At 74.4% G+C, this 25098-nt stretch carries 27 protein-coding genes; 20 read left to right on the top strand and 7 right to left on the bottom strand.

Annotated elements, in window-relative coordinates; all coding sequences use genetic code 11:
• Positions 1 to 7 precede the first annotated feature (7 nt).
• Positions 8 to 2125 (top strand): hypothetical protein, encoded by a 2118-nt coding sequence (locus tag AC07A6_RS25755; RefSeq protein ID WP_478778708.1) that lies wholly within the window; start codon positions 8 to 10, stop codon positions 2123 to 2125.
• Here the strand turns inward: AC07A6_RS25755 and AC07A6_RS25750 are convergent.
• Positions 2122 to 2676, bottom strand: coding sequence for a hypothetical protein (locus AC07A6_RS25750; protein ID WP_478778707.1), 555 nt, complete (start codon positions 2674 to 2676; stop codon positions 2122 to 2124). The two genes, AC07A6_RS25755 and AC07A6_RS25750, sit on opposite strands and share 4 nt — an antisense overlap.
• Positions 2677 to 2818: 142 nt before the next feature.
• Between AC07A6_RS25750 and AC07A6_RS25745 the strand changes: the two genes are divergently transcribed.
• Positions 2819 to 4072 (top strand): cytochrome P450 family protein, encoded by a 1254-nt coding sequence (locus AC07A6_RS25745; protein WP_478778706.1) that lies wholly within the window; start codon positions 2819 to 2821, stop codon positions 4070 to 4072.
• Positions 4073 to 4183: 111 nt separating this feature from the next.
• On the opposite strand, the gene AC07A6_RS25740 is transcribed toward AC07A6_RS25745, so the two are convergent.
• The gene (locus AC07A6_RS25740) at positions 4184 to 4783 is read right to left on the bottom strand and encodes a hypothetical protein (RefSeq protein WP_478778705.1); all 600 of its coding nucleotides are present in this window, start codon (positions 4781 to 4783) and stop codon (positions 4184 to 4186) included.
• Between the two features lie 143 nt (positions 4784 to 4926).
• Here AC07A6_RS25740 and AC07A6_RS25735 point away from each other — a divergent pair, with 143 nt between their 5' ends.
• The 5 genes from AC07A6_RS25735 to AC07A6_RS25715 all read left to right on the top strand — a co-directional run bounded on the left by AC07A6_RS25735 (position 4927) and on the right by AC07A6_RS25715 (position 10690).
• Positions 4927 to 5334 carry a YciI family protein gene (locus AC07A6_RS25735; RefSeq protein ID WP_362471447.1) on the top strand — a complete coding sequence of 136 codons (408 nt, stop codon included), beginning with the start codon at positions 4927 to 4929 and terminating at the stop codon, positions 5332 to 5334.
• 35 nt (positions 5335 to 5369) lie between these two features.
• Positions 5370 to 6515, top strand: coding sequence for an RNA polymerase sigma factor (locus tag AC07A6_RS25730; protein ID WP_478778704.1), 1146 nt, complete (start codon positions 5370 to 5372; stop codon positions 6513 to 6515).
• Between the two features lie 330 nt (positions 6516 to 6845).
• Positions 6846 to 8462: an alpha/beta hydrolase gene (locus AC07A6_RS25725; RefSeq protein ID WP_478778703.1), complete on the top strand. Its 1617-nt coding sequence runs from the start codon at positions 6846 to 6848 to the stop codon at positions 8460 to 8462.
• 66 nt (positions 8463 to 8528) lie between these two features.
• Complete coding sequence (locus tag AC07A6_RS25720; protein WP_362471438.1) at positions 8529 to 9533, top strand: BtrH N-terminal domain-containing protein; 1005 nt, start codon at positions 8529 to 8531, stop codon at positions 9531 to 9533.
• Between the two features lie 92 nt (positions 9534 to 9625).
• Entirely contained in the window at positions 9626 to 10690 is a 1065-nt protein-coding gene (locus AC07A6_RS25715) for a chitinase (protein WP_362471435.1), read from the top strand.
• Positions 10691 to 10718: 28 nt separating this feature from the next.
• Here the strand turns inward: AC07A6_RS25715 and AC07A6_RS25710 are convergent, their stop codons facing one another.
• Positions 10719 to 11693 carry an MsnO8 family LLM class oxidoreductase gene (locus AC07A6_RS25710; protein WP_478778702.1) on the bottom strand — a complete coding sequence of 325 codons (975 nt, stop codon included), beginning with the start codon at positions 11691 to 11693 and terminating at the stop codon, positions 10719 to 10721.
• 132 nt (positions 11694 to 11825) lie between these two features.
• Here AC07A6_RS25710 and AC07A6_RS25705 point away from each other — a divergent pair, with 132 nt between their 5' ends.
• Genes AC07A6_RS25705 through AC07A6_RS25695 form a run of 3 tightly spaced genes read left to right on the top strand, consistent with a single transcriptional unit; the run spans position 11826 to position 14007 of the window.
• Positions 11826 to 12215, top strand: a complete 390-nt coding sequence (locus AC07A6_RS25705; protein WP_362471429.1) for a GntR family transcriptional regulator — start codon at positions 11826 to 11828, stop codon at positions 12213 to 12215.
• Complete coding sequence (locus AC07A6_RS25700; RefSeq protein WP_478778701.1) at positions 12212 to 13081, top strand: ABC transporter ATP-binding protein; 870 nt, start codon at positions 12212 to 12214, stop codon at positions 13079 to 13081. Before AC07A6_RS25705 ends, AC07A6_RS25700 begins: the two co-directional genes overlap by 4 nt.
• Positions 13078 to 14007 (top strand): ABC transporter permease, encoded by a 930-nt coding sequence (locus AC07A6_RS25695; RefSeq protein ID WP_478778700.1) that lies wholly within the window; start codon positions 13078 to 13080, stop codon positions 14005 to 14007. Before AC07A6_RS25700 ends, AC07A6_RS25695 begins: the two co-directional genes overlap by 4 nt.
• 3 nt (positions 14008 to 14010) lie before the next feature.
• On the opposite strand, the gene AC07A6_RS25690 is transcribed toward AC07A6_RS25695, so the two are convergent.
• Positions 14011 to 14751: an SDR family oxidoreductase gene (locus AC07A6_RS25690; protein ID WP_362471421.1), complete on the bottom strand. Its 741-nt coding sequence runs from the start codon at positions 14749 to 14751 to the stop codon at positions 14011 to 14013.
• A 152-nt stretch (positions 14752 to 14903) separates the two neighbouring features.
• Here AC07A6_RS25690 and AC07A6_RS25685 point away from each other — a divergent pair, with 152 nt between their 5' ends.
• Positions 14904 to 15386 carry a hypothetical protein gene (locus AC07A6_RS25685; RefSeq protein ID WP_362471458.1) on the top strand — a complete coding sequence of 161 codons (483 nt, stop codon included), beginning with the start codon at positions 14904 to 14906 and terminating at the stop codon, positions 15384 to 15386.
• Positions 15383 to 15934 carry a hypothetical protein gene (locus tag AC07A6_RS25680; RefSeq protein ID WP_478778699.1) on the top strand — a complete coding sequence of 184 codons (552 nt, stop codon included), beginning with the start codon at positions 15383 to 15385 and terminating at the stop codon, positions 15932 to 15934. The genes AC07A6_RS25685 and AC07A6_RS25680 overlap by 4 nt, the downstream gene beginning before the upstream one ends.
• Positions 15935 to 15952: 18 nt before the next feature.
• Here the strand turns inward: AC07A6_RS25680 and AC07A6_RS25675 are convergent, their stop codons facing one another.
• The gene (locus tag AC07A6_RS25675) at positions 15953 to 16951 is read right to left on the bottom strand and encodes a zinc-dependent alcohol dehydrogenase family protein (RefSeq protein ID WP_478778698.1); all 999 of its coding nucleotides are present in this window, start codon (positions 16949 to 16951) and stop codon (positions 15953 to 15955) included.
• A gap of 160 nt (positions 16952 to 17111) precedes the next feature.
• Here AC07A6_RS25675 and AC07A6_RS25670 point away from each other — a divergent pair, with 160 nt between their 5' ends.
• The 5 genes from AC07A6_RS25670 to AC07A6_RS25650 all read left to right on the top strand — a co-directional run bounded on the left by AC07A6_RS25670 (position 17112) and on the right by AC07A6_RS25650 (position 20528).
• Positions 17112 to 17465, top strand: a complete 354-nt coding sequence (locus tag AC07A6_RS25670; protein ID WP_478778697.1) for an ArsR/SmtB family transcription factor — start codon at positions 17112 to 17114, stop codon at positions 17463 to 17465.
• A 127-nt stretch (positions 17466 to 17592) separates the two neighbouring features.
• Entirely contained in the window at positions 17593 to 18903 is a 1311-nt protein-coding gene (locus AC07A6_RS25665; protein WP_478778696.1) for a ClC family H(+)/Cl(-) exchange transporter, read from the top strand.
• Between the two features lie 97 nt (positions 18904 to 19000).
• On the top strand, positions 19001 to 19426 hold the full coding sequence (locus AC07A6_RS25660; protein ID WP_478778695.1) for a nuclear transport factor 2 family protein: 426 nt from the start codon (positions 19001 to 19003) through the stop codon (positions 19424 to 19426).
• A gap of 265 nt (positions 19427 to 19691) precedes the next feature.
• Complete coding sequence (locus tag AC07A6_RS25655) at positions 19692 to 20045, top strand: hypothetical protein (protein ID WP_362471403.1); 354 nt, start codon at positions 19692 to 19694, stop codon at positions 20043 to 20045.
• A gap of 222 nt (positions 20046 to 20267) precedes the next feature.
• Positions 20268 to 20528, top strand: coding sequence for a hypothetical protein (locus AC07A6_RS25650; RefSeq protein ID WP_478778694.1), 261 nt, complete (start codon positions 20268 to 20270; stop codon positions 20526 to 20528).
• Between the two features lie 44 nt (positions 20529 to 20572).
• On the opposite strand, the gene AC07A6_RS25645 is transcribed toward AC07A6_RS25650, so the two are convergent.
• The gene (locus tag AC07A6_RS25645) at positions 20573 to 21238 is read right to left on the bottom strand and encodes a MerR family transcriptional regulator (protein WP_478778693.1); all 666 of its coding nucleotides are present in this window, start codon (positions 21236 to 21238) and stop codon (positions 20573 to 20575) included.
• 152 nt (positions 21239 to 21390) lie between these two features.
• Here AC07A6_RS25645 and AC07A6_RS25640 point away from each other — a divergent pair, with 152 nt between their 5' ends.
• The 3 genes from AC07A6_RS25640 (at position 21391) to AC07A6_RS25630 (ending at position 24467) form a co-directional block, all read left to right on the top strand.
• Positions 21391 to 22725, top strand: coding sequence for a YhgE/Pip domain-containing protein (locus AC07A6_RS25640; RefSeq protein WP_478778692.1), 1335 nt, complete (start codon positions 21391 to 21393; stop codon positions 22723 to 22725).
• Between the two features lie 224 nt (positions 22726 to 22949).
• The gene (locus AC07A6_RS25635; protein ID WP_478778691.1) at positions 22950 to 23765 is read left to right on the top strand and encodes a DUF4389 domain-containing protein; all 816 of its coding nucleotides are present in this window, start codon (positions 22950 to 22952) and stop codon (positions 23763 to 23765) included.
• Positions 23766 to 24107: 342 nt separating this feature from the next.
• Entirely contained in the window at positions 24108 to 24467 is a 360-nt protein-coding gene (locus AC07A6_RS25630; RefSeq protein ID WP_478778740.1) for a subtilase-type protease inhibitor, read from the top strand.
• Between the two features lie 38 nt (positions 24468 to 24505).
• Here the strand turns inward: AC07A6_RS25630 and AC07A6_RS25625 are convergent.
• A partial coding sequence (locus AC07A6_RS25625) for an acetolactate decarboxylase (protein WP_478778690.1) occupies positions 24506 to 25098 on the bottom strand: 593 nt, incomplete at its 5' end.

Here is a 25098-nt window from a genome sequence, read left to right as displayed (position 1 = left end):
GCCCGCCATGCCCCGGTCCCACGCCCGGTCCCACGCCCGGCCCCGCTCCCGTCCCGGATCCGCCGCGCGCCCGCTCGACTTCAGCCTGGACTGGGCGGGGCTCTGCCGCAGCGGCCGCATCCTCGTCAGCATCGACCGGATCACCGACGGCCATCCGCTCCCGGAGATCCTCGCGCACGAGACCACGCACGACGTCCTGCTCAGGACCACCCAACTGGGCTGGACCCAGCTCGTCCTGAGCCCCTCCGCCATGGACCCCTGGGAGCCCGGACCGCTGCGCGACCGGTGCGCGCGGCTGCTCGCGGCCACCGTCCAGGCGTCCCGCTTCACCCAGGAGGCGGTGGCGACGTTCCTTCCCTCCCTGGACGTCGAGCCCGCGGACATGGACGCCTACCGGGCCCGGCACCCCCAGCCCTACCTCGACGCCGCCGACGCCCTGGAGTGGCTCCGCACCCGCGACCTGCCACCGCAGGCCCGGGAGCAGCTCGCCCTCCACCTCGGCACGCTCGCACTCGCCGTCCCCGTCCTGGAGGCGTGGCAGCCGCAGCGGCTCCACCGGCAGAAACCGGCCGAGCAGTGGTTCCGCGTCCCCGGCAACCGCCCGGACCGCCGCTTCCCCGCCCTGTGCCGCGCCCTGGAGAAGCAGCCGGACGAAGCCCTGTGCCGCGCCGCCGACGGCGGACCCGACGAGACCGCCCGCCTGCTCGCACACGTACGCCTCGACGGAGAACCCCTCGCCTACGGCCGGCTCCCCGCCGGCCTCCCGACCCCCGAGTGGCTGGACGGACTCGTGGCGGACGTCATCGGGCCGCTCGCCGCGGACACCACACTGCCGGAGGACGCCCGGGACCAGCTCGCCGGAGTGTGGTCCGTACCGGCGCTCACCATGCCGGGTCTGCACCCGGCCCTGATGTCGGTGGTCCTCACCCAGACCACCTCCACGAACGGCCGGATCGACTTCGACCCCCCGACCGACGAACTCCACGGCTACCCCCTGGTCGACGTGCTGCACAACGCGCTCCCCGTACGGGTGCCCGGCGTGGAGCCCGTCGGCGGGGAACCGATGTGGCTGGACGAGGGCGACACCGCCCTCTGGTTCATCTCGCCCTGGCAGGACCAGCGGGCCTGCCAGTTGTCACCGGCCTGGCTCCACGAGTGGCTCGGCGAACTCGACGAGGGCACGACCCTGTGCATGCGCGACGGCGGCGACCTCTCCGGAGTGCTGCTCGGCGACCGCGGGCTCGCCGCGCGGCGGCGCGTCATCCTCCTCCAGCACCGGACCCCGCACCAGGCCCTCCTCGTCGAACTGCCGGTCCTCGGCCTCGACGAGGAACGCGGACCGGTCACGATGACGGTGGCGCACTCCGAACTCGACGGCGTGGCCTATCTGATGCTGCGGCCCGAGAGCTCCTCGCCCGTGCTCATCGTGCCGACCGCCACAGCCACCGCGGAACGCGCCGTACGGGCACTGGTGGAGCGGCGCGACAAGGTCCGCTTCCGCCTGGTGACCGCCCCCGAGGACTTCTACACCTCCCACGCGATGCTCCGGGACGTCATGCGGGTGCTCCACAACTTCGAGGCCAAGCCGTGGCCGGACACCCTGCGGCCCGATCCGCCCGCCACCCCGCGCGAGCCCGCCCGCCGCCGCGCCGAAGCGGACCTGGACCCCTTCGTGGCACGGCTGGAGAAGGCGGAGAAGGCGTTCGCGCAGAGCCCCACGGCGGAGCGGTTCGCCGCGCTGTCGGCGGCCGCCGAGGGCGTACTGGCAGCCCCGTCCTTCCCCGGTGTCTCGCTGGGCTGGCGGATCAGGCTCCGCCAGGACGTGGCCGGCGCGCTCTACGGCGGCTTCCTGGAACTGCACGACACCGCCGTCCTGCGGCGGGTGGCCGAGATCCAGGAGGAACTCGTCACGCTGCTCCCCGAGGGCTCGCCCGAGCGGCCCGACCAGGAACGGACCCTGGCCATCCTCCAGCTGTGCCTGCGCCGCGCCACCGGCCGGGCAACCCCGCGGGAGAGGCGGCTGGAAGCCCTTCTGGTGTCGGAGGCGACCGAAGCGCGCACGCGCAGACCCCCCGACCTCGCCGCCCTCCAACACCTGCGCCGGCTCCGCGAGGACACCCCCTAAGGCACCGACCGGGAGCCGAGCGCGCCCGGCGTCTTCGGGATCCACGACGGCACGGCCGTGGCGGCCGCGCGCTCCGGCTGGTCCATGTACACGTACCAGTCGCGGTCCTCGCCGCCCATGCCGCTGCGGACGTTGATCTGCTTGATCTGGCCGGTCGCGTGGAAGTACAGCACGACGCTCTGCCGTTTGGACCCCTCGTCGTAGAACTCCGCGGTGACCTTCCCCCGGGCGCCTTCGCCGAAGGCGGAGATCCAGTTCCGGGCCGTCGCCGCCGGGACTCCCCGCGCGGTGCCCGGAGCCGCGAGGGCGGCCAGCTCCTCCGCGTCCCCGTCGGCCGTACGCCAGACGACCTCCTGCGCGGTCCGCAGCGTGCCCGCCGACGGGTACCCGACCACGGCCAGCGGCTCGTGGTTGCCGTAGTCCGAGGCGTAGCGGACCTCCTCCTCGCCCGGCAGGTCCGAACAGCCCGTCAGCACGCCGACCAGCGCGGCGCCGGCGGCGGCTCCCCGGCCGGCCCGGCGATACGGCTCCCACCTGCTGCGTCTGTGCATCCGGCCAAGGTAACGGAGGGCCGGAGCCGCTCCGCGCCCAGGGCGGGACCTCTCGCGCGGCCCCGCAACCCCCGCCCCGGCGGCCGCACGGGCCGCCGTGGCGCTCCTGCTGCGGGACCGGTCCGCCGGGCATCATGGCCGGGTGACGACCCCATCCGGCACGGACCCCGGACCCGGCGCGGGCGAGCGGCCCTTCCCGCTGCCCTACGCCGACCCGGCCTTCGTCGCCGACCCGTTCCCGCTCTACCGGCACCTGCGCGAAGAGGCCCCCGTCCACCGCACGGTCATCGCGGGAGGCCTGGACGCCTGGCTCGTCACCCGCTACGAAGACGGCCTGGAGGCCCTGTCGGACCCCCGCCTCAGCAGCGACGTACGCGACGCCACGGACACCCGCCTGCTGCGGCAGCTGCCCGGCACGGAGCGCGAGGCCATGCTCGGCAACATGCTCCGCAGCGATCCGCCCGACCACACCCGGCTGCGCCGCCTGGTCTCCAAGGCGTTCACCGCCCACCGCGTGGCCGGGATGCGGCCCCGCATCCAGGCCCTCACCGACCGGCTGCTCGACGCGGTCGCCCCCGCCGGCCGCGCCGACCTCGTCGCCGACTTCGCACTGCCCCTCCCCGTCACCGTGATCAGCGAACTGCTCGGCGTCCCGGTGGACGACCGGCACGACTTCCAGCGCTGGACGGACCGCCTGGTCACCCGCGGCGCGGAGCCGCCGGACCCGGACGTCGTCAACGAGGCCTGGCAGCACATGCGCGGCTACGTCACCGGGCTCATCCGGGACAAGCGGGCACACCCCGGGGACGACCTGCTCAGCGCCCTGGTCACCGCCCGCGACGAGGAGCGGCGGCTGACCGAGGACGAGTTGACCGCCATGGTCTTCCTGCTCCTGGCCGCCGGCTACATCACCACCGTCAACCTGATCGCCGGCGGCCTCGCGATGCTGCTCGCCCACCCCGGCCAGCTCGGCCTGCTGCGCTCCGACCCCGGGCTGCTGCCGGGGGCGGTCGAGGAGTTCCTGCGCTACGACGGGCCGGTGAACCCCGGCATCGCCCGCTTCGCCCGCGAGGACGTCGAGATCGCCGGCGTGCGGATCCCGCGCGGTTCGACCGTACTCATCGCCTCCGCCATCGCCGACCGGGACCCGGTGCGCTTCCGCGACCCCGACCGCCTGGACATCACCCGCCGGGACAACGCCCACCTCGCGTTCGGGCACGGCATCCACTACTGCCTGGGCGCACCGCTGGCCCGCCTCGAAGGCGAGATCGCCATCGGCACGGCCCTGCGCCGGCTCCCCGGCCTCGCCCTCGCCGTCCGCCCGGACGAGATCCCCTGGCGCCCCGGCGGCCTGCGCGGCCCCCTGACCCTCCCCGTGACCTTCACCCCGGGCTAGGGGGTGTCCGCAAAGTCTCGCCTGCCCCGCGACGCGGGGCCCGCCCTTCGGGCGGACGGCGCCACTTTGCGGACACCCCCTAGGGGAGACGCCCGCGCCGCCGCACCGGCCTCAGCCGAACCAGACGACCAGGCGGACGTTCGGGTCCCCGTGCACGGCGGCCAGCGCGCGCATCTCGGCCCACACGGGTCCCCAGTCGCCGTCCGGCGGGACGAACATCCGGGGTGTGAGGAGCACCGGCCGGTACTCGGCGCCGTCCAGCCGGACGCCCGCGCCCGGCGGCCACTCCGGCGGCATCAGGTCCTCGCCGAAGGCCTCCTCCGCCGCTTCGAGGAGCTCGTCCCGCGCCCAGACGACATCGTGCAGCACGGGCCGGCCGTCCGGCCCCGGCCGCCACTCGCCGAGCCAGGACCAGGCGGGAGCGTCACAGAACGGTACGTCCCAGTCGACCGCCGCGAGCTCCGCCCACGTGGCGTACGAATGGCCGTGGTGCAGTTCCCCGCAGGTCCGCGGAACGGGGTCGGAGACGTCGTCGGGCACTCCCCGCTGGTCGAACAGCGGCCGGTCCACACCGAGGCTCCCGCCGAAGCCGAAGAGGCACTCCCAGACGTAGCGCTCGCGCCCGAGCCCGAAGCGCAGCAGGTCGGCCGCCATCTCCCACCGGCCGTCCGGCCCCCGCGCCTCGATCACCCCGTCGATGTCAGCCCCCATGGCCGGAAATCCTAGACCGCCCCCGCCCGCACACATCCGGCGAAAAAATCCCGGCCGGTGATGTCGAGAAGCCCGGACCGGCTCCGTCTCCTGTATGAACGCGACCGGAAGAGGTCGCACCAGCACCACGGAGGAGAGCCATCATGGCGAAGTACCTGCTGCTCAAGCACTACCGGGGCGCCCCGGCAGCCGTCAACGACGTGCCCATGGACCGGTGGACCCCCGAGGAGATCTCGGCCCACATCCAGTACATGAACGACTTCGCGGCCCGGCTGGAGAAGACCGGCGAGTTCGTCGACGGCCAGGCGCTCGCCCCCGAGGGGACCTTCGTCCGGTACGACGGCGAGGGACGACCGCCGGTCACCGACGGCCCGTTCGCGGAGACGAAGGACCTCATCGCCGGCTGGATGGTCATTGACGTCGACAGCTACGAACGCGCCGTCGAGCTGGCCGGGGAACTGTCCGCGGCCCCCGGGGCGGGCGGCGAGCCGATCCACGAATGGCTCGAACTGCGCCCCTTCCTGACCGAGCCCCCCACCATCACGGAGTGACCTCCCCCATGCCCGGTGCACCCGGGGCGTCCGGAATGGACGAAGCCCTGCTCAGGAGCCTCACACCGGGCGTCCTCGCCGCCCTCGTCCGCCGCGGGGCCGACTTCGCGGCGGCCGAGGACGCCGTGCAGGACGCCCTCGTCGAGGCGGTCCGCGTCTGGCCGGCCGACCCTCCGCGGGACCCGAAGGGCTGGCTGGTCACCGTGGCCTGGCGGCGGTTCCTCGACGGGACCCGCGCCGACACCGCCCGCCGCCGGCGCGAGGACCTCGTCGAGCAGGAGCCGGCCCCCGGCCCGGCCCCCGCCGCGGACGACACGCTCCGGCTGTACTTCCTGTGCGCCCACCCGTCCCTGACGCCGTCGTCCGCGGTCGCGCTCACGCTCCGCGCCGTCGGCGGACTCACCACCCGTCAGATCGCCCGGGCGTACCTGGTGCCCGAGGCGACCATGGCGCAGCGGATCAGCCGGGCCAAGCGCACCGTGACGGGCGTGCGCCTCGACCGGCCGGGCGACGTGGCCACCGTGCTGCGGGTCCTCTACCTGGTCTTCAACGAGGGCTATTCCGGGGACGTCGACCTCGCCGCCGAGGCCATCCGGCTCACCCGGCAGCTCGCGGCCGCGATCGACCACCCGGAGGTGGCGGGGCTGCTCGCGCTCATACTGCTCCACCACGCCCGGCGCGCCGCCCGGAACGCACCCGACGGCAGCCTGGTGCCGCTCGCCGAACAGGACCGCGGGCTCTGGGACACGGCGGCGATCGCCGAGGGCGTCGGGATCCTGCAGGCGGCGCTCGCCCGGGACCGTCTGGGCGAGTTCCAGGCGCAGGCCGCCGTCGCCGCCCTCCACGCGGACGCGCGGACCGCGGGGGAGACCGACTGGCCGCAGATCGTCGAGTGGTACGACGAGCTCGTACGCCTGACCGGCAGCCCGGTCGTCCGGCTCAACCGGGCGGTGGCCGTCGGCGAGGCCGACGGACCCCGCGCGGGTCTGGCGGCGCTCGCGGAGCTGGACGACACGCTGCCCCGCCACACGGCGGTGGCCGCCCACCTCCACGAACGCGACGGCGACCTCGCGACGGCGGCCCTCCTGTACGCCGAGGCCGCCCGGAAGGCCCCCAACCTCGCCGAACGGGACCACCTGACACGTCAGGCCGCCCGGCTCAACGCCCGGGGGCGCCGCTGACCGGCCCCCTTCCCTCCCGCGCACGGGTGCCGTCCCGGCCGGGACCGGGAGGGACGGGGCCCGCCGGGGAACCCTCCCCGGACGGCGGCGCACTCCCCGCGCGCCGGCCGGCGCCGAAGCCGAAGGAGCGTCCAGCTCCGGATGTGTAGGCACCATCGACCGCCTGTCCGGGCGGGCCCGGGGGTGCGAACCTGGCCACGCGCCCGGCCGGGCGCCGCGCGCACGAGCCCCCCGATCGTGTGCGCAGCCGTCCGGTGCCCGCCCGTCCGCGCGTCCTGCCCGTCCCGTCCCGTCCGATCCGTCCGACCCGTGCCAGAGGGAGCCCGCCGCATGCAGACCCGTTCACCCGATGAGCCGCGCAAACGAGTGGTGTGGGGGATAGCCCTCGTGCTGACCGCGGTCACCGCCCTGTTCGGGGCCGCGCCCGGGGCCGCCTCGGCGGCGCCGTCCCCCGCTGCCCCGCCCGTCCCCGTCCTGTCCTGGGGCCCCTGCGAGGGCGCCGCCCCCGGGGACGCCTTCGAGTGCGCGACCGCCCGCGTCCCGCTGGACTACCGCGATCCGGCCGGGCGTACGATCCCGCTCGCCGTCACCCGCCGGCTCGCGCCCGACCGGGCGCACCGCACCGGCGTCCTGCTGCTCCACCCCGGCGGACCCGGCAACTCCGGTGTGGACTTCGCCCGCAACAGTTACGCGAACCTGCCCGCCTCCCTCCGCGACGCCTTCGACGTCGTCGGCTACGACATGCGCGGCGTGGGGCGCAGCGGACAGATCGAGTGCTGGAACGACAAGGAGTACTCCGGCGCCGTCGACGCCGCACGTGGCGTACCCGGTCCCGGAGCCCTGCGCGAAGGGGTCCGGCAGGGCCTCGACTTCGCGACCGCCTGCCGGCAGCGCGCCGCGGACCTCGCCCCGTACGTCGGCACCGGCTCCAACGCCAAGGACATCGACCTGCTCCGCCAGGCCCTCGGCGAGGAGCAGCTCACCTTCTACGGCCGCTCCTTCGGCAGCTACGTCGGCACCGTCTACGCCGCGCAGTTCCCCCGCCGCGTCCGCGCCATGGTCCTGGACGGCGCCTACGACCCCCGCACGTACGCCGACCTGCCCTACGCCTACGACGCCGCGCAGTTCACCGCCCTGGACGGGGCCGTGGGCCGGTTCCTCGACTGGTGCGCGCAGGACCCCGCCGGGTGCGGCTTCGGCGACGGCCGGCCCCGCGAGGCCTTCGAGGAGCTCAAGCGGGCGCTGGACGCCGACCCGGTGATCACCCCGAGCGGACGCCCCGCGACCGGCTACACCCTCGCCTACCGCCTGATGTTCAACATCAACTCGGGCAAGGAGATCTGGCCCTACCTGGGGCAGGCCCTCAAGGCGGCGCAGGCGCGCCAGTCCACCTTCCTGCTCAACCCGCCCTCACCCGGCTCCTTCGACTTCCTCAACGTCAACCTGGCCGTGGAGTGCGCCGACCGCGTCTACCCGAAGAGCCCCCTGCTCCTGGGCGCGCTGGTCAGCGCCGAAGCGGCCTCCGCGCCGCTGCTGGGGCCGGCGATCGGCTTCGGTCCGCCCACCTACGACCACAACCACGCCACCACCTGCGCCCAGTGGCAGACGGAGCGCCCGAGCCGCCACGAGGGCTCCTACCGGGCGGCCGGCTCCGCCCCGATCCTGGTCCTCGGCACCACGGGGGACCCCGACACCCCTTACCAGGACGCCGTCGCCCTCGCCCGGACGCTGGAGAACGGCCGCCTGCTGACGTTCGACGCCGAGGGGCACACCGCGTACAACCGCAGCGCGTGCGTCAGCGACCTCGCCACGAAGTACCTCGCCACGCTGGCGCTGCCCGCCCGGGGCACGGTCTGCGCGGACGAGGCGCCCCCGGAGGCTCCGGCCCGCCGGACCGCCGCCGTCGAGGTCGACGAGACGCGCGACGTGATCCCCGCCCTGCGCTGAACACCGGCCGCCGCGCGGCGCCCCGGCCGGTCACCGGCCGGGGTCCCGCGCGGTTAGGCTCACCCCATGACTGTGCTCGTATACGAAGACTTCGGCACCGGCCGCCACCGTGAGGCCTCGCTGATCAGGCACGCCCTGGGCAGCGTCCACGACGAGGAGCTCGTGGCCGGCCTTGCCGGGGGGATCGGCTTCATGTACTTCGTCTTCGAGTACGAGGGACGCCTGCCCATCCTCACGATCGTGGCCCAGTCCCACCCCGAGCCGTGGGTGCAGGTCGCGCTCGGCCGCCTCGGCGTCCCGTACGAGGCCACCCGCGCGATGAACCCGCGCTGGGGCCGGGTCCGCGCGGCGCTGGACGGCGGGCAGCCCGCGTTCTGCGTGGTCGACCGCTCCTCCCTGCCCTGGCACGCGGCCGACCCGGACGCCGAGATGACCGGCACCGACCCGTACACGGTCGTCATCGCCGGCTACGACGGCGACGACCTGCTGGTCGAGGACGGCGCGCAGACCCCGTACCGGATCGGCCGCGAGGAGTTCGGCGCCGCCTGGACCGCCCACCGCAAGGGCCGCCACCAGCTGATCGTCCCCACCGGGCCCGCCGAGGGCGAGCCGGACGTGGACGGGGCGATCGCCTCCACGGTCGCGCACCTCACCGGGCCGGTCCTCGGCAACGCCTTCGACGTCAACTTCGGCTTCACCGGAATGGAGAAGCTGGCCGCCCAGCTGCGCGACGGCACCACCAAGACGGGCTGGGAGCGGCGGTTCGGCAGCTCGCCCGAGGCCCTGCGGGCCGGTACCGGGCGGCTGTACGCCTGCCTGGAGGAGGAGTGGACGGCCACGGGTGCGACCCGGCCGCTGTACGCCGACTTCCTCGACCGCGTCGGGCGCCCGGAAGCCGCCGGGCTCTTCCGGGAGTCCGCCGGTCACTGGGCGGAGCTGGCCATGCTCGGCCGGGACGCCGACCCGCAGGCGGGTGCCGAGGAGCGGCGGGCGCTGTTCGACGCGTGCGCGGAGCGCGTGGACCGGTGCCTGGAGCTGGAGCGCGAGGCGGTCCGGGCCCTGGAGAAGTAGGCTTCCGCGCCCCCTTGACGGATGGTTGGTCTGGACCAACCCTACGTGGTGGCGCGCCGGTTCCGGCGCGAACGGGCGAAGGGAGCACCCCCATGATCCGTCGCACCATCCGTCTGCTCGGCCTCGGCCTCGGCATCGCCGCGTTATGCGTCCAGCTGCCCGCGGCGGCCGCGGCCGAGCCGCCGGGGCCGCGCGCGCCCGACACCTGCGCGGTGAAGCCGAAGCCGGCCGGCAAGGTCCTCCAGGGGTACTGGGAGAACTGGGACGGCGCCGCGAACGGGGTCCACCCGCCGCTGGGCTGGATCCCCCTCACGGACGCCCGCATCCGCGCGCACGGCTACAACGTGGTCAACGCGGCCTTCCCCGTCATCCGCTCCGACGGCACCGTGCTGTGGGAGGACGGGATGGACAGCACCGTGAAGGTGCCCACCCCGGCCGAGATGTGCCAGGCCAAACAGGACGGCCTCACCGTCCTGATGTCCATCGGCGGCGCGGCCGCGGGCATCGACCTGAACTCCACCGCCGTCGCGGACCGCTTCGTCGCGACGATCGTCCCCATCCTGAAGAAGTACAACTTCGACGGGATCGACATCGACATCGAGACCGGCCTCGTCGGCTCCGGCAGCATCACCCGCCCCTCCCCGTCCCAGGCCAACCTGATCCGCATCATCGACGGCGTGCTCGCGCAGATGCCGGCCGGGTTCGGCCTGACGATGGCCCCCGAGACCGCCTACGTCACCGGCGGCAGCGTGGCGTACGGCTCGATCTGGGGCGCCTATCTGCCCGTCGTGAAGAAGTACGCCGACAACGGCCGGCTGTGGTGGCTGAACATGCAGTACTACAACGGCAGCATGTACGGCTGCTCCGGGGACTCCTACTCCGCCGGGACCGTCGCCGGCTTCAAGGCGCAGACCGACTGCCTCGACCGGGGCCTCGTCGTCCAGGGCACCACGATCAGGGTGCCCTACGACAAGCAGGTCCCCGGGCTCCCGGCCCAGCCGGGCGCCGGCGGCGGCTACATGGCGCCGGGACTCGTCGCCCAGGCCTGGAACCCCTACGGCGGCCGGCTCAAGGGGCTGATGACCTGGTCGCTCAACTGGGACGGGTCCCGGAACTGGACCTTCGGCGACAACGTCAGGGCCCTCCAGGGCCGCTGACGGCGCCGCCCCTCCCGGGCCCCCGCCCTCAGCCCCCCAGCTGCTTGCGGATCAGCTCGTACGAGCGGACCCGGTCGCGGAAGCCGTAGACGGGCGTGGTCAGCATCAGCTCGTCCGCGCCCGTCCCGCCGGCCAGCTCCGCGAGCCGTCGTACGACGGTCTCGGGGGTGCCGACGGCCTGCTGGGCGCGGAAGCCGGCCACGGCCTGCCGCTCCGGTTCCGTGAACGGGTGGGCGGCGGCCTCCTCGGGCGTGGGGAAGGGCATGTCGCTGATCCCCTGGAGCAGCCCCGCCTTGACCACGTTCATCGGCCCGCCGAGCCGCTGGGCCTCCTCCTCCGTCTCCGCGCACACCGCCTCCACGCACAGCAGCACCCGGGGCCGCTCGCACCAGCGCGACGGGGTGAAAGCGGCCCGGTACCGCTCCAGGACGGTACGCGTGTTCTCCGGCCGGATGTGGTGGGCGACGGCGACCGGCAGGCCGAGTTCCGCGGCGAGCGCGGCCCCGGCGGCGCTGGAGGCGAGCAGCCACGGCTCCGGCAGCGGGCCGAGCGCGACCTCGTCCACGAGGAAGGACAGGACGGCGGCCACGTCCTCCCGGTACTCGGCGTCCGTCGTGGGCCCCGCCCCGCGGCGCAGGGCGCGCGCGATGCCCTCGTCGAAGGTGCCGGGGCCGCGGCCGACGCCCAGGTCGATGCGGTCCTCGTGCAGGGCGGCCAGGGTGCCGAACTGCTCGGCCAGGGTGAGGGGGGCGTGGTTGGGGGCCAGCACCCCGCCCGATCCCAGCCGGATCACCGAGGTGGACGCCGCGGCGTGCGCGGTGAGCACGACCGGCGGGAACGCCCCGATCGCGGGGGAGTGGTGGTGCTCGGCGTACCAGAGCCGGTGGTAGCCCAGCCGTTCCAGCTCCCGGGCGAAGGCCGCGGTGTCCCGCAGGGTGTCGACGGCCCGGGTGCCGGTCTGGACCATCGCGACTTCGAGCGCGGAGAGGGGTATGTCGATCATGCCGCCAGCATAGGGACCGGGCGCCCGGGCCGGCCCCGCGGCGATCCCATTTGCGCCACCGGCAGAGGTTGACAGCGGCCGCACCCCTGCATCACCCTTTCACTACTCAACTAGTGAAAGGGTGATGCAGGGGTGCTGGAATACCGAATCGACCGGCGCAGCGGCATCGCCACGTACCTGCAGATCGTCCAGCAGACCAAACAGGCCCTGCGCCTGGGCCTGCTGGTACCCGGCGACAAGCTCCCGGCCGCGCGCGAGGTCGTCGAGGCCACCGCCATCAACCCCAACACCGTCCTCAAGGCCTACCGCGAACTCGAACGCGAAGGCCTCGTCGAGGCGAAGCGGGGGATGGGCACCTTCATCCGGAAGTCCTTGGGCGGCGCCCCGGCCGACTCCCCGCTCCACGACGAACTCGACGGCTGGGCGCGGCGGGCACGGGCCGCCGGGATGGAACGGGACGACGTGGCCGCACTCTTCGCATCCGTACTGGACCAACACTTCAAGGGGAACGGCGACGCATGACGGACACCGTGATCGAGGCGGAAGGCCTCGGACTGCGCTACGGACGCAAGGGGGCATGGGCACTGCGCGACTGCACCTTCAGGCTCCCCGAAGGCCGGATATGCGCGCTCGTCGGCCCCAACGGGGCCGGAAAGTCCAGCCTGCTGGCCATCGCCGCCGGGCTCGTGCCGTCCACCGAGGGCACCCTGCGCACGGCGCCGCGCGAGGAACTCGCCTACGTCGGCCAGGACAAGCCCCTCTACCCGCAGCTCACCGTCGAGGAGACCCTGCGCCTCGGCCGGGAACTCAACCCCGGCCGCTGGGACGCGGCGACGGCCGAGCGCATCGTGGACGCCGGCGGACTGTCCGGGCGGGCCCGGATCCGCACCCTCTCCGGCGGCCAGCGCACCCGCGTCGCCCTGGCCCTCGCCCTCGGCAAGCGCCCGGCCCTGCTGCTCCTGGACGAGCCGATGGCCGACCTCGACCCGCTCGCCCGGCACCAGCTCATGGGCACCTTGATGGCCGACGCCGCGGAGCACGGCACCTCCGTGGTGATGTCCTCCCACATCCTCACCGAGCTGGAGGGCGCCTGCGACCACCTCCTTCTCGCCGACGGCGGCCGCATCCGCCTCTCCGGCCCCATCGACGAGGTCGGCGCGGCCCACCGGCTGCTCACCGGCCCGGCCGCCGCCTCCGCCGAACTCGCCCGCCACACCGTCGTCGAAAGCCGTACGACGGGCCGCACGCTCACCGCACTCGTGCGCCCGGGCGGCCCCGTCGACAGCCGGACCTGGCAGACGTCCACCCCCTCCCTGGAGGAGCTCTTGCTCGCCCACCTGCGTTCCCCCGATGCCCCGGCGTTCGAAGCCGCGGAGGTGCGGGCATGAGCGCGCCGGCACTGAAGGGCCCGTACTGGGCCACGGTCCGCCAGCACCGCCACGCGGCCTGGCTGCTGGCCGGGATCACGGCCGCCGGCCTCGCCGCGGTGGCCGCGCTGCGGCTCTGGGTCGGCGACCCGGGCCCCGAGGGGCCGTTCGCCTTCGCGACCCGGCCCTACAACCTGCTGCGGCTCTGCATGCAGTACGCGGGCACCGCCCTGCTCCTGCTGCCGCTGCTGGCCGGAGCCTTCGTGGCCGGCCCGATGACCGCGCGTGAACTGGAGAGCGGGACCTGGCGGCTCGCCCTCACCCAGTCCACCACGCCCAGGGCCTGGCTCGGCGCGAAGGTCCTCGTCGCCGGGGCGGTGTCCGCCCTCGGGGCGGCGGCGCTGGTGCTGGTCTACCGCCTCGGCTGGTCGCGGGTCTCCAGCACCTACCAGCTCACCTGGTTCGACCGGGGCCCGTACGAGGCCACCGGCCCGGTGCTGGCCGCCTACTGCCTGCTCGGCGTGGCCCTCGGCGTCCTCGTCGGTCAGCTCGTCCGGCGCACCGTAGCGGCCATGGCCGTCACCGGCCTCCTGACGGGCCTGGTCCTGCTGGGCCTCGGCTCCCTGAGGTGGTCGTTCCTGCCCGTGGAGACGAACAGCATCCCCTTCGCCGGGAACCCGGTGAAGCTGCTGCCGCGCGACTCCCTGCTGACGGACATGGGGCTGCTCACCGCCTCGGGTTCGCGGCTGCCCAACCAGGCCTGCTTCGAGCGCACCCTGAACGCGGACGTCTGCCCGGCCGACCTGAACGTCACCGGCCGGTACGCGGACTTCCACCCGGCCTCGCACTACTGGCCGACGCAGCTGATCGAGACCGCCGTGGTCCTGGCCCTGGCCGCCGCGGCCCTGTACGCGGCGTTCCGGGTGCTGCGCGCCCGCCGCGGCTGAGGCCTACAGCCCGGCACCACCGGTCGCGTCGACGACGCGGCCGGTGACCCAGCGCCCGGCGTCCGAGGCGAGGAAGGCGACGACGTCCGCGATGTCCTCCGGCTGCCCGACCCGGCCGAGCGCGGCCAGCGAGGCCGCGTGCGCCTCGGCCTCCGGGTTGCCGCGCAGCCAGCCGGCGTTGACGTCGGTGTCGACGATGCCGGGGGCGACGGAGTTCACGGTGACGCCGCGGGGGCCGAGGGCCTTGGCGAGGTTCAGCGTCAGGGTGTCGAGGGCCCCCTTCGTCGCCCCGTAGGCCAGGATCTCGGGCATCGCGAGCCGGGCGGCGCCGCTGGAGACGTTGATGACCCGGCCGCCGTCGCGCAGCCGGCCCAGGGCCTCCTGCACGACGAAGAACGGGGCCCGTACGTTGACCGCGAAGACCCGGTCGAAGCCCTCCTCGGTGACCTCGCCGAGCGGGGAGGGCAGCCCGATGCCCGCGTTGTTCACGATGATGTCGACGCCGTCCAGGCCGAGTCCGTCGTACGCCGCCCAGAGCGCGGCCGCGTCTCCGTGCCGGCCGAACTCGGCCCGCAGCGCGAAGGCCCGGCCGCCGCCGGCGGTGATCCGCTCGACGGTCTCCCGCGCGGCGGCCTCGTCGCCGGCGTAGGTCAGCGCGACGGTGACCCCGTCCGCCGCGAGCCGTTCGGCGATGGCCCGGCCGATTCCCCGACTGCCGCCGGTGACGAGCGCGTTCTTGCCCATGAGGAGCTCCCGTATTTCTGTAGTGGTCGTTACACAAAAAACGTAACACAAGATCCAGAACACCCGCAACGCCCGCCGACGTCCCGGACCCGGCGGCCATATTTGACGTGCGCATCCCCTTCGGAGCTGCGACAGTCGCCGTCGTGACCTTGATGAACGTGCTGCTCGACTTCGCCGTGACCGGCCGGATCGGACCGCTCCACTGCGGTATGCCCCTCGCCGGAGCCGAGGAGCTGCTCGGCCCGGGGCGGCCGCACCCGCAGATCGTGATGAAGGGGCCGGACTTCGACGGGTACCCGTACGCCTGGGGCGGGCTGGAACTCGTCGTCACCCGGCGCCACGTCAGCGGCATCTCGATACGGCTCGACCCCGGTTCGGTGGCCAGGCTGCCGCCCGAGGTGCTGCCGGACGCCGGCGCGTACGCGGCGACCGTCCTGCGCGAGGACTTCACCGCCGCCCTCGACGCCGCCGGCTGCGGGCACGTGACCAACCCGGTCCTGACCTTCGACGAGCAGTCGGCCGTCACCACCCGGCCCGCCGGCGTCAACGTGCTCTTCGGTGTGCCGGCCGGAGGCGTGGCCGTCCCGGACCGGGGCCGCTTCTACCTCGAGTTCCTCGACAGGCAGACCGCGTGAGCCCCGCCCCGCGACCGCCGGGCCGCGGCTACCGGTACGTCGGCCCCGGGGAGCTGCGGGCGCTCGTCAGGCCCGGCGGAGAGGGGCGGCCCATCCGGTCGGCCGCGGACCTGCGCGACTGGCTGCGGGCGGCGGCGCCGGGTGAACGGGCCGAGCCCTTCACGTACGTCGTCGACGGCGCCGGTGTGCTGCGGCTCGCACCGCGCCGCAGCGAGCACGTGGCCTGCGCCGGCGGCGGACCGGTGCCGGCCGCCGGCGAGATGGGCTTCCGCGAGGAGGCCGGGCAGTGGCGGGCCCATGTGGTCAGCAACCAGTCGACCGGCTACTGCCCGGACACCGGCTCGTGGCCGGCCGTCGCCGCCGCCCTGGCCGCGGCCGGCATCGCGCACCCGGCAGGCTTCACCCACCCCGTGGTCTTCCGCCGCTGCACCGGCTGCCGCGAGGTCAACATCGTGCGGGAAGAGGACTTCGTCTGCGTCTTCTGCGAGACGGAACTGCCCCGGACCTGGAACGTGGACGGCGACGGGGCGCCGGCGGACCGCCGTTGAACGGTCCGCCGCCCGGACTCAGCGGCCGACCTCGACGACGATCTTCCCGATCTGCGCGCCCGACTCCATGTAGCGGTGCGCCTCGGCGATCTCGCCCAGGCCGAAGACGCGGTCCACCACCGGACGGAAGGCCCCCGCCTCCAGACCGGAGGCGACGAACGCCTCCGCCCGCCGCAGCCGCGCGGGGTCCCTGGTCGTCTCGTGCATCGTGTACGTCCGCATGTTCAGCGCGGGCATGCCGAGTTCGAAACCGGGATACGGCGTCGGCAGGCCGCTCACCGCCCCGTACAGGAAGAGCGTGCCCCCGGGGGCGACCGCCCGGGCCAGGTCCACCACGCCGGGCCCCGCCACGGCGTCGAAGACGAACTCCGCGCCCCGGCCCCCCGTCAGGGCCAGCACCCGGTCGGCGACCGGCTCCTCATCGGTGACGATCACCGCCGCCGCCCCCGCCGCGAGCAGCGCCTCCCTCTTGGCGCGGCTGCGCGTCGTGGCGACCGGCACCGCGCCGACCCGCCGGGCGACCTGGATCGCGGCCAGGCCCACGCTGCTGGAGGCGGCCGTCAGCACCACCGTGTCACCGGCCCGCATCCCGCCGACCTCGACCAGCGCCCCGTACGCCGTCACGTAGGGCATCCACACCGCCGCCCCCTCGACCGCGCCGAGCCCGGCCGGCCGGTGCACGACCGCGGCCGCCGGGACCACGGCCCGCTCCGCGTAGACGGCGTAGTCGTTCATCGAGAACGCCGGCACCACGCTGACCGCCTGGCCGGTCTCGAACCCGGTCACCCCCGGACCGGCCGCCTCCACCACCCCCGCCGCCTCGGCGCCGAGCCGGGCGGGGAACTCCTTGGCGGGCTCGATGTATTGGCCGGCCCGGAACAGCACCTCCGCCCGGTTGATGCCGATCGCGTCGACCCGGACCAGCAGCTCGCCGGGGCCCGGTTCGCCGACCGGCACCTCCTCGATCCGCAGTACCTCCGGGCCGCCGTACTCGTGGAACCGCACCGTCGCGGTCATAGTGCCTCCCCCTCCGATCGACGCCGGTGCGGGAGCCGCACCGCCGTGCCCCACCCAACCTGAAAGTACGACAGCTGTCAAAGTTCGATGGCGGTGGTACTTTGGAGCCGTCGAAGGCGGAACCGGTACGGGACACGGAACACGGGAGGCGGGCGGACCGATGGCGGCAGCGGCAGCGGCGCGGCGGAGCGGCACCCGGACGGACCGCGTCCCGGAACACCCGGACGTCCGCACCATCGGCCTCCAGCAGGTGCTCGACGCCCTGGTCGACCCGGTGCGCCGGAGGATCGTCCGCGAGCTCTACCACGCCCGCCAGGATCTGGCCTGCGGCACCATCGACCTGCCGGTCGGCAAGTCCACCGCCACCCACCACTTCCACGTGCTCCGCGACGCGGGCCTGATCCGCCAGTACTACGTCGGCACTTCCCGGATGAACGCCCTGCGCCGCGAAGAGGTGGACGAGGCCTTCCCCGGCCTGCTGCGCGCGCTGGTCGGCGCACCGGAGCGCCCCTGACGGGCCGGGCGCCGCTTCGCCCGGTCGGGCGCCTGAGGGGCGCCCGCCCGGCGAGCTTCGCCGGCCCCGCCGCCCGACGGGTCCAGGCTCGGACGACGTCCCGTACGGCTCGGTGGGGAGGCAGCGCATGCCCGGTCCTCGGTCCGGCCCGCCCGGACGCGCCCCGGAGGGGTACCGGGCCTACCTGGTCGCGGTGCCGGCCGGCGCCCTGGTGGGGCTGGTCGGCGGCGCGTTCCGCCGGTGCCTGGAAGGCGCCGTCGAACTGCGCGGCCGGCTGCTGGAGACCGCCGACGGACTCGGCGGCCCGGGCCGGCTGCTGATCCCCGTGGCGCTCGCCGCGGCCGGCGCGGCGGTGGCCTGCGCCATCGCCCGGCGCGTCCCGAACGCCTCGGGCAGCGGCATCCAGCACGTGGAGGCCGTATGGCGGGAGGAGGCCGGGCCGGGACCCCGCTCGCTGTGGCTGCTGCCCGCGAAGTTCCTCGGCGGCCTCATCGCCATCGGTTCCGGCCTGGTGCTCGGCCGGGAGGGCCCGATCGTGCACATGGGGGCCTCGATCGGGTCCGGCGCCGGCCGCCTCACCCGCCTGGACGCCGACGACGCCCGGCAGCTGCACACCGCGCTCAGCGGCGCCGGCCTGGCCACCGCCTTCACCGCACCCCTCGGCGGGCTGCTGTTCGTCTGCGAGGAGGTGACCCGCACGGTCCGGCCCCGCATGGTGCTGCTCACCCTCATCGGCACGGCCTCCGCGCTCGCCTGCTCCCGCTTCCTGGTCGGCGACGCCCCGGTCTTCCCGGTCGCGCCGATGCCGGTCCCGCCGGTGTGGACGCTGCCCGTCTTCCTGCTGTTCGGCGCGGTGGCCGGGCTGCTCGGCGCGGCCTACGGCGGCCTCGTCGTGGGGACCCTCTCCGTGTGCGACCGGCTCACCCGGGTGCCGCCCGTGGCCCGGGCCGCGGCCATCGGGGCCGTCGTCGGCCTGCTCATGGCGTACGACCCGCTGCTGGCCGGGGGCGGCGACCCGCTCAGCGAAAGCCTGCTGGCGGGCGCGGTCCCCGCCGTGGCGGTGCTGGCGGGCTGGTTCGCCGTCCGGTTCGCGGCGGGCCCGCTCAGCTACGCGGCTGGGACCCCGGGCGGGCTGTTCGCCCCGCTGCTGGCCCTGGGAGCCCTGTGGGGGACCTTCGCGCACGCGGTCACCGCGCCGCTGCTGCCGGCTGGGGCGGCGGGGCCGGGGGCGTTCGCGGCGGTCGGCATGGCCGCCCTGTTCGCCGGCGTCGTACGGGCACCGTTCACGGGCGTCGTACTGGTGCTGGAGATGACCGGCGCCACCCCGCTCGTCCTGCCGCTGCTGGTCGCCTGCTTCGCCGCGACCGTGGCCGCGGACGCGGTGGAGAGCGAGCCCGTCTACGACAGCCTGCGGCGCCGGATGCTGGAGCGGCCCTGAGCCGGCGGGGGGTGATCGCCAAAATCCCCCCGCCGGGGAGGCCGCTCTGTGATGGTGTGGCCTTCCGATGCCCACCGCACTCCCAGGGGAGGCCGCCGTGCCACCGACACCGCAGCAGATCTTCGAGGGCTACCTCTACGCAGGAACCGTGAGCCGGAACGCCGACGCCCTCGCCGAGACCTTCACCGAGGACGGGGTCCTCGAGGCGCCGCTCGTACCGGACGGCGCCGCCTTCCCCCGGAGGCTGGCGGGCCGCGAGGAGATCCGCACCGCGATGGCGGCGTACTACGCGCGGCCCGTGGAGGGCGGCCGCGCGCCGAACTTCGAGAAGTCCGGCTACGTGCTCCACACCACCTCCGACCCCGACGTCTTCATCGCCGAGATCGACACCGTCTTCGACGGCGACGGTGGCGGTGACGGCGGCGCGGCTGACCGGGCCGTCTCGCTGGTGCAGATCTTCCGTGTCCGGGACGGGAAGATCGCGCGCCTGCGCGACTACTTCGCCCCGGGCCTGGTGGACTGAGTCCCCCTCGCGCACCGCCGCCGCGGGCGGGGGCCGCCGTCCCCGCCCGCACACGGACCGGGCCCGATCGGTGCAGTGGCGTTTCGCCAGGTGAACGCGTTGGCCCAGACGGGTGAGTTCCCCCATCGGGCCCTGTCCCCGTATGGCCGAGGGTCGTTACAACCGGATCGTGATCAAGAACGGCCCGCGCGGGCGCGACGGTCACCGCCGCCCGCCGGCGTTCCCTGCACAGCGACAGAGCGACAGAAAGAAAGACGGCTTTTCCATGAACAACCGCCTGCGGTACCTCGCCGCGACCCTGGCAACCGGTGTCACCCTGGCGCTCACCGCCGGTGCTCCAGCCGACGCGCGTCCGGGCGGGGTCGGCAGCCAATGCGGCAAGTACATCTGCGTGATGACCGCCCACCACAACCGCTTCGTCCAGGACATCACCGTCCAGACCAAGGACGGCCTGCCGGGCACCCTGCGCTCCTACTGGGGCGGCTTCCACGGCCCGAGGGTGATCGCCGCCTCCCACCGGTGGGTGGTGGGCTACGAGCAGGCGAACGCGAAGCTGGTCTGCGGCGGCCTGGAGCGCGACGGCCGGACCATCGAGGACGGCATCTGCGTCACCATCTGACCCGGCACGGCCGCCCCCGGAGCCGCCGGCGGGCCCGGACACCCCCGGCGGCACCCCCGCGCCACGCCCCGCGTGGCGAACGGCCGCGCGGATCGCCCCCTGAGCCGTGCCGCCCCCCAGGGCTCCCTTCCGCCCCACCCCGCGCGGCTGGTTCGCGCTCTGGCCGCCGGCCGCCGCTGCCGTCACCGTCGACAGTGCAGACGTCGACCGAAGGGACGCCCCTTGGCAGCACCGGCAACACCGCTCCCCACCCCCCGCAAGCAGCTCGCCACCGCGTGGCTGGGCCGGTTCCTGGCCCGGTTCGCCGCATTCGTGCAGTACGTGTCCGCCCGCCACACCCACCGACCGGACGTGGCCCTGCGGAACCGGGCCATGCGCGCCGCGAACAGCCGCGGTGTCGACCGCCACGCGCTGGCGCGTGCCACCGGCCTCACCACGGGGTACGTCGTCAAGGTCCTGGCCCGCAAACCCGCCGACGAATAGCCGCCACCGGTACCGGGACCCGCGCCGGGTCCCGGCGACCGCCGCTAGCAGGCCGGCTCGGCGCCGTCGTCCGTGATGCGGCGGCGGACCTGGTCCTCCTGGGCCAGGCGGCGGAGTAGTTCGAAGACCGGGGCGCAGATCGCGAAGACGATCACGGCCCGTTCCGCGAGGGCCACCGGATCGTCGAGGCAGGACGCCCGCTCCAGGTCCAGCCGGGCCACCGACTCGGCCAGCCGCGCGTAGGCGGCCAGCTCGCCCGGGGCGTACTGGGCGTCCAGCCGGCGCAGCTCCTTGAGGGCCGCCGTCAGCCCCTTCACGTGGGGTGACGCGCCGGGCGCCCGCCACTCCAGGGTGGTGAGCAGCTCCGCCACCTCCGCCGCGGCGGCCTCGTCGGCGTCGGTCTCCTCCTCGTCGCCCCCGGGGCCCTGGGAGGCCACCGGCACCGGGAGCGCGTAGCTGATCGCCCCGAGGGCGCCCTCGGTGCTGTGGGCCTGGTCGACCGCCCCGAGCACCTCGCGGGTGGCGGCGATGGACAGGCCGCCGAGCGTGGTCAGGGCCTTGATCAGCCGCAGCCGCTCCGCGTGCTCCTCCCCGTACTCCGCCAGGGTCGCGGCCGTCGCCCGTCCGGCCGGCAGCAGGCCCTGCCGCCGGAAGTACTTGATGCTGGCGACCGGCACGCCGGTGAGCCGGCTGAGCTCCGAGATCTTCATGCGGTTTCCCTGCTGGTCATGCGGTCCGGTCCGGTGTCCGCCATCGGCGGTCCGCCGTCGGCGATTGGACACCACAACAAGATACTGCCAGTATCCAGTCACTGGATACCAGAAGTATCCAACTCAGGAATCGCAGCCGCACCGGAGAATCGATGCCTCACCCCACGCCACCCTCCGTGCTCCGCCGACCCCAGCTGTGGATCGGTACGGGACTCATCGCCGCAGTGGTCTCGATGTTGTTCGCCCTGCTCTACGTGGGCGGCAACGTCAACCCCAGAGGGAACCTGCGCGACCTGCCGGTGGCCCTCGTCAACGCCGACGCCGGCGCCGACGCGGGCGGCCGCCGGGTCAACCTCGGCGAGCAGGTCGTCTCCGGCATCGAGAAGGCCGCCGAGGGCGACAAGAGCATCGACTGGCAGCTCGTCAGCCGCGAGGAGGCCGACAAGCGGCTGGGCAGCGGCAAGGTCTTCGGCGCCCTCGTCATCCCGCGGGAGTTCTCCGCCACGGTGACCGCGCTCGGCGCCCCGCAGCCCGCGGCCCAGGCCAAGCCCGCCCCGCCGGTGATCACGGTGCTGACCAACCAGTCCGCCGGCAGCATAGGGTCCTCCATGTCCTCCCAGGCCGCGCAGAAGGCGGCCCACGCGGCCTCCGCGCAGATCGGCCAGGAGCTCCTCAAGCAGGCCGCGGCCCAGAAGACCCCGCTGCCGACGGCCGCCCAGCTCAAGCTGGCCGACCCGGTCACCGTCACCGTCGCCGACGGCCACCCCGTCGGCTCCCGCAGCGCCATGGGCCTGAGCGCCTTCTACTACGCGCTGGTCCTGGTCGTCTGCGGCATGCTCGGCGCCAACCTGGTCAACTCCCAGGTCGACACCGCCCTCGGCTACCTCCACACCGACTACGGCCCGGTCCGCAAGCGTGAACCCGTCCAGCACACCAGCCGCGTCCGGACCCTCGCCGTCGGCATCGCCCTCATGCTCGGCATGTCGGTGATCATGGGCACCCTGGTCGAGGTCGCCACCGTCGCCGTCCTCGACATGGACGCCTCCCACCTCGGCCTGCTGTGGCTGTACTCGGTCGCCACCATCGCGGTCGTCGGCATCGGCGGTCTCGCCCTGTTCGCCGCCTTCGGCACCCCCGGCATGCTGCTGGCCACCATCGTCTTCATCGCCATGGCCGTCCCCTCCTCCGGTGCCACCGTGCCCCTCCAGGCGCTGCCCGGCTTCTTCCGCGGCCTCGCCGAGTTCGAGCCGCTGCGCCAGATCACCGAGGGCCTGCGCTCCATCCTCTTCTACGGCGCCCAGGCCGACGCCGGCCTGACCCGGGCGTGGACCGCGATGGGGATCGCCCTCGTCGCCGCCCTGCTCTTCGGCTTCGCCGTCACCCGGCTCTACGACCGCCGGGGCCTGCACCGCATCCCCCGGCCCGCCGCCGACGAGACCCCGGAGCCGCCCGCGGCCGCCGAGGCTCCGGCGCCGGCCACGGCCTGAGACGGCCGGCCGGCCGCCGAGGGGGCCCTTCAGGGCAACGGGCGGCCGGCCACAGCCGGGATCCTTGGAAAGGCGGGTTCCGCGCGGTACCCCTGACAGGGCGTACGCGCGGAACCCGCCTTTCCGCATCCGCCCGCCGGTACCGCCCAGGCCAGGACGGGCCGGGCCGGTCGGTCGGTCGGCGGGCGCGGCCCGTGCGCCCCGACCGACGGCAGGAGCGCCCCATGACCACAGGCTGGACCCCCCGCCCGCCGGACGCCGGCCACCCGCAGGGCGAACACCTGCCGGAGCTCGACGTCCCGCCGCCCGGCCGGCAACGGCGCTGGACGGTCCTGCTGCGGCTGCTCCTGCTGCTGCCGCAGCTGATCGTCACGGCCCTCCTCGCCGTCGCCGCCTTCTTCGTGACCGTCGCCGGATGGTTCGCCGCGCTGGTGCTGGGCCGGCTGCCCGACGGCGTCGCCCGCTTCCTCGGCGGGTTCCTGGCGTACGAGACCCGGGTCACGGCCAGTGCGATGCTGCTGGTGGACCGGTACCCCCCGTTCTCCTTCGAGGCGCCCGGCTATCCCGTCCGGATCGAACTGCGCCCGGGCCCGCTGAACCGGGCGGCCGTCCTGTTCCGCCTCGTCCTGATGATCCCGGCGATGATCGTCACCGGTCTGCTGCAGTACGGGTGGGCGGCCGCCTGCTGGGTGTTCTGGCTGATCACCCTCGTGCTGGGGCGCATGCCCGCCCCCGTCTTCGGCGCCGTCGCGGCGGTCGCCCGTTTCCGGATGCGCTACCAGGCGTACGCGATGATGCTGACCTCCGCGTACCCCAAGCGCCTGTTCGGCGACGCGTGGGCCGCCGACGCCCCCGTGGCCGGGCCCGGCACGGTCTCCGGTACCCGCCCGCTGCTGCTCGCCGCGCCGGCGAAGGCGCTGGTGGTGCTGCTCCTCGTCCTCGGGATCCTCGTCGCGTGCGCCTCCCCGACGGTTCAGGTCCAGTTCAGGGACGACGACCGGTTCGAAGGCGTGGAAACCGCAGCGATCCGGACAAGCTGAATGGCCTCCAGGTGAACGCGAGCCGCTCGACACCAGGTCAGCGGCGCGCGTTCCGCCGGGTACCGCCCTCCTCACCCCCCGTTTCCGAGCGGACACGGAGCGCCGCACACCGCCTGAGCTGCCCGAACGACCATTCGTTATCCGATATTCGAACGGCCTGTCCGTAAATCGGCCGTCGACATGCGCTGCACCTTCAGATCCGACAGACTCGGCCGCATCGAAGCCCGACAACGCAAGTAATTGTCGCGCTCAACCTTCACATCGAAAGTGAGTCTTGTCGTGCGCTACCGCTTCGCTGCCGTCTCCGCCGCCGCCCTCCTCTGCCTGGCAGGCGCCACCGGCATGGCCGAGGCCAAGCCCACCAGCCTGTACGCCCCGTCCGCGATGGTCTTCTCCGTCGCCCAGGGCGACGACGCCTCCGCCCCGGTCCTGCGGGCCGCCACCCTCAGCTGCATGCCGACCGCACAGGGCACGCACCCGGACCCCAAGGCCGCCTGTACGGCCCTCAACTCCACCGGCGGCACCTTCGACCGGCTGCTCGCCGCCCCCGACATCAACCGCGCCTGCCCGATGCACTACGCGCCCGTGACCGTCACCGCGGAGGGCGTCTGGCAGGGCAGCCGCGTCGCCTGGAAGCACACCTTCTCCAACGCCTGCTCCATGAACGCGACCCTCAACGGCAACGCCGTCTTCGCGTTCTGAGGCCCGCTCCGCCGGCGGGCCCCGGACGGGCCCGCCCGTCACGGCCTCGGGCCGCCCTGGAGCACCGTCTCGATCTCGCCCGCGACATCGCCGCGGCCGAGCCGCGCGCGGCCGAAGTCGGGCGTGCGCGGCAGGTGCAGGACCAGCTCGTACCCCACGTCGACCCGCACCCGCCCCGACCGCAGCACGAAGTCGTACGCGTGCCCGCCGCGCGTGCGGCAGCCGGACAGGAAGTGCAGGTGGTACCCGGCGGCGGCCACCCCCAGCAGGTGGGCGGGGCTGCGGAAACCGACGACGGTGCCCCGCAGGCCGGTGTGGGTGGCGATCACCTGGCCCGCGACCGCGTCGATCAGCCGGGCGTACGGCCGGTGCTGCTCGGGGAGCATCCGGGTGACGACGTGGTCGAAGTGCCCGTCGACCCGGACGGCGTAGAAGTGGTTGGGGCTCGGCAGCCACCCGTCGATCAGCGCGCGCAGCCCGGCGGCGTCGACCGGCTCCCGGGTCCGCCAGTCGTGCTCCCCGTGGAAGTACGTCACCGCCGCGAGCGGCGTGGGGGGGGGGGGGGGGGGGGGGGGGGGGGGGCGGGGGGGGGGGGGGGGGGGGGGGGGGGGGGGGGGGGGGGGGGGGGGAC

Source organism: Streptomyces sp. NPDC044002, from assembly GCF_056434525.1.
This window is presented reverse-complemented; position numbering and strand designations above follow the sequence as displayed.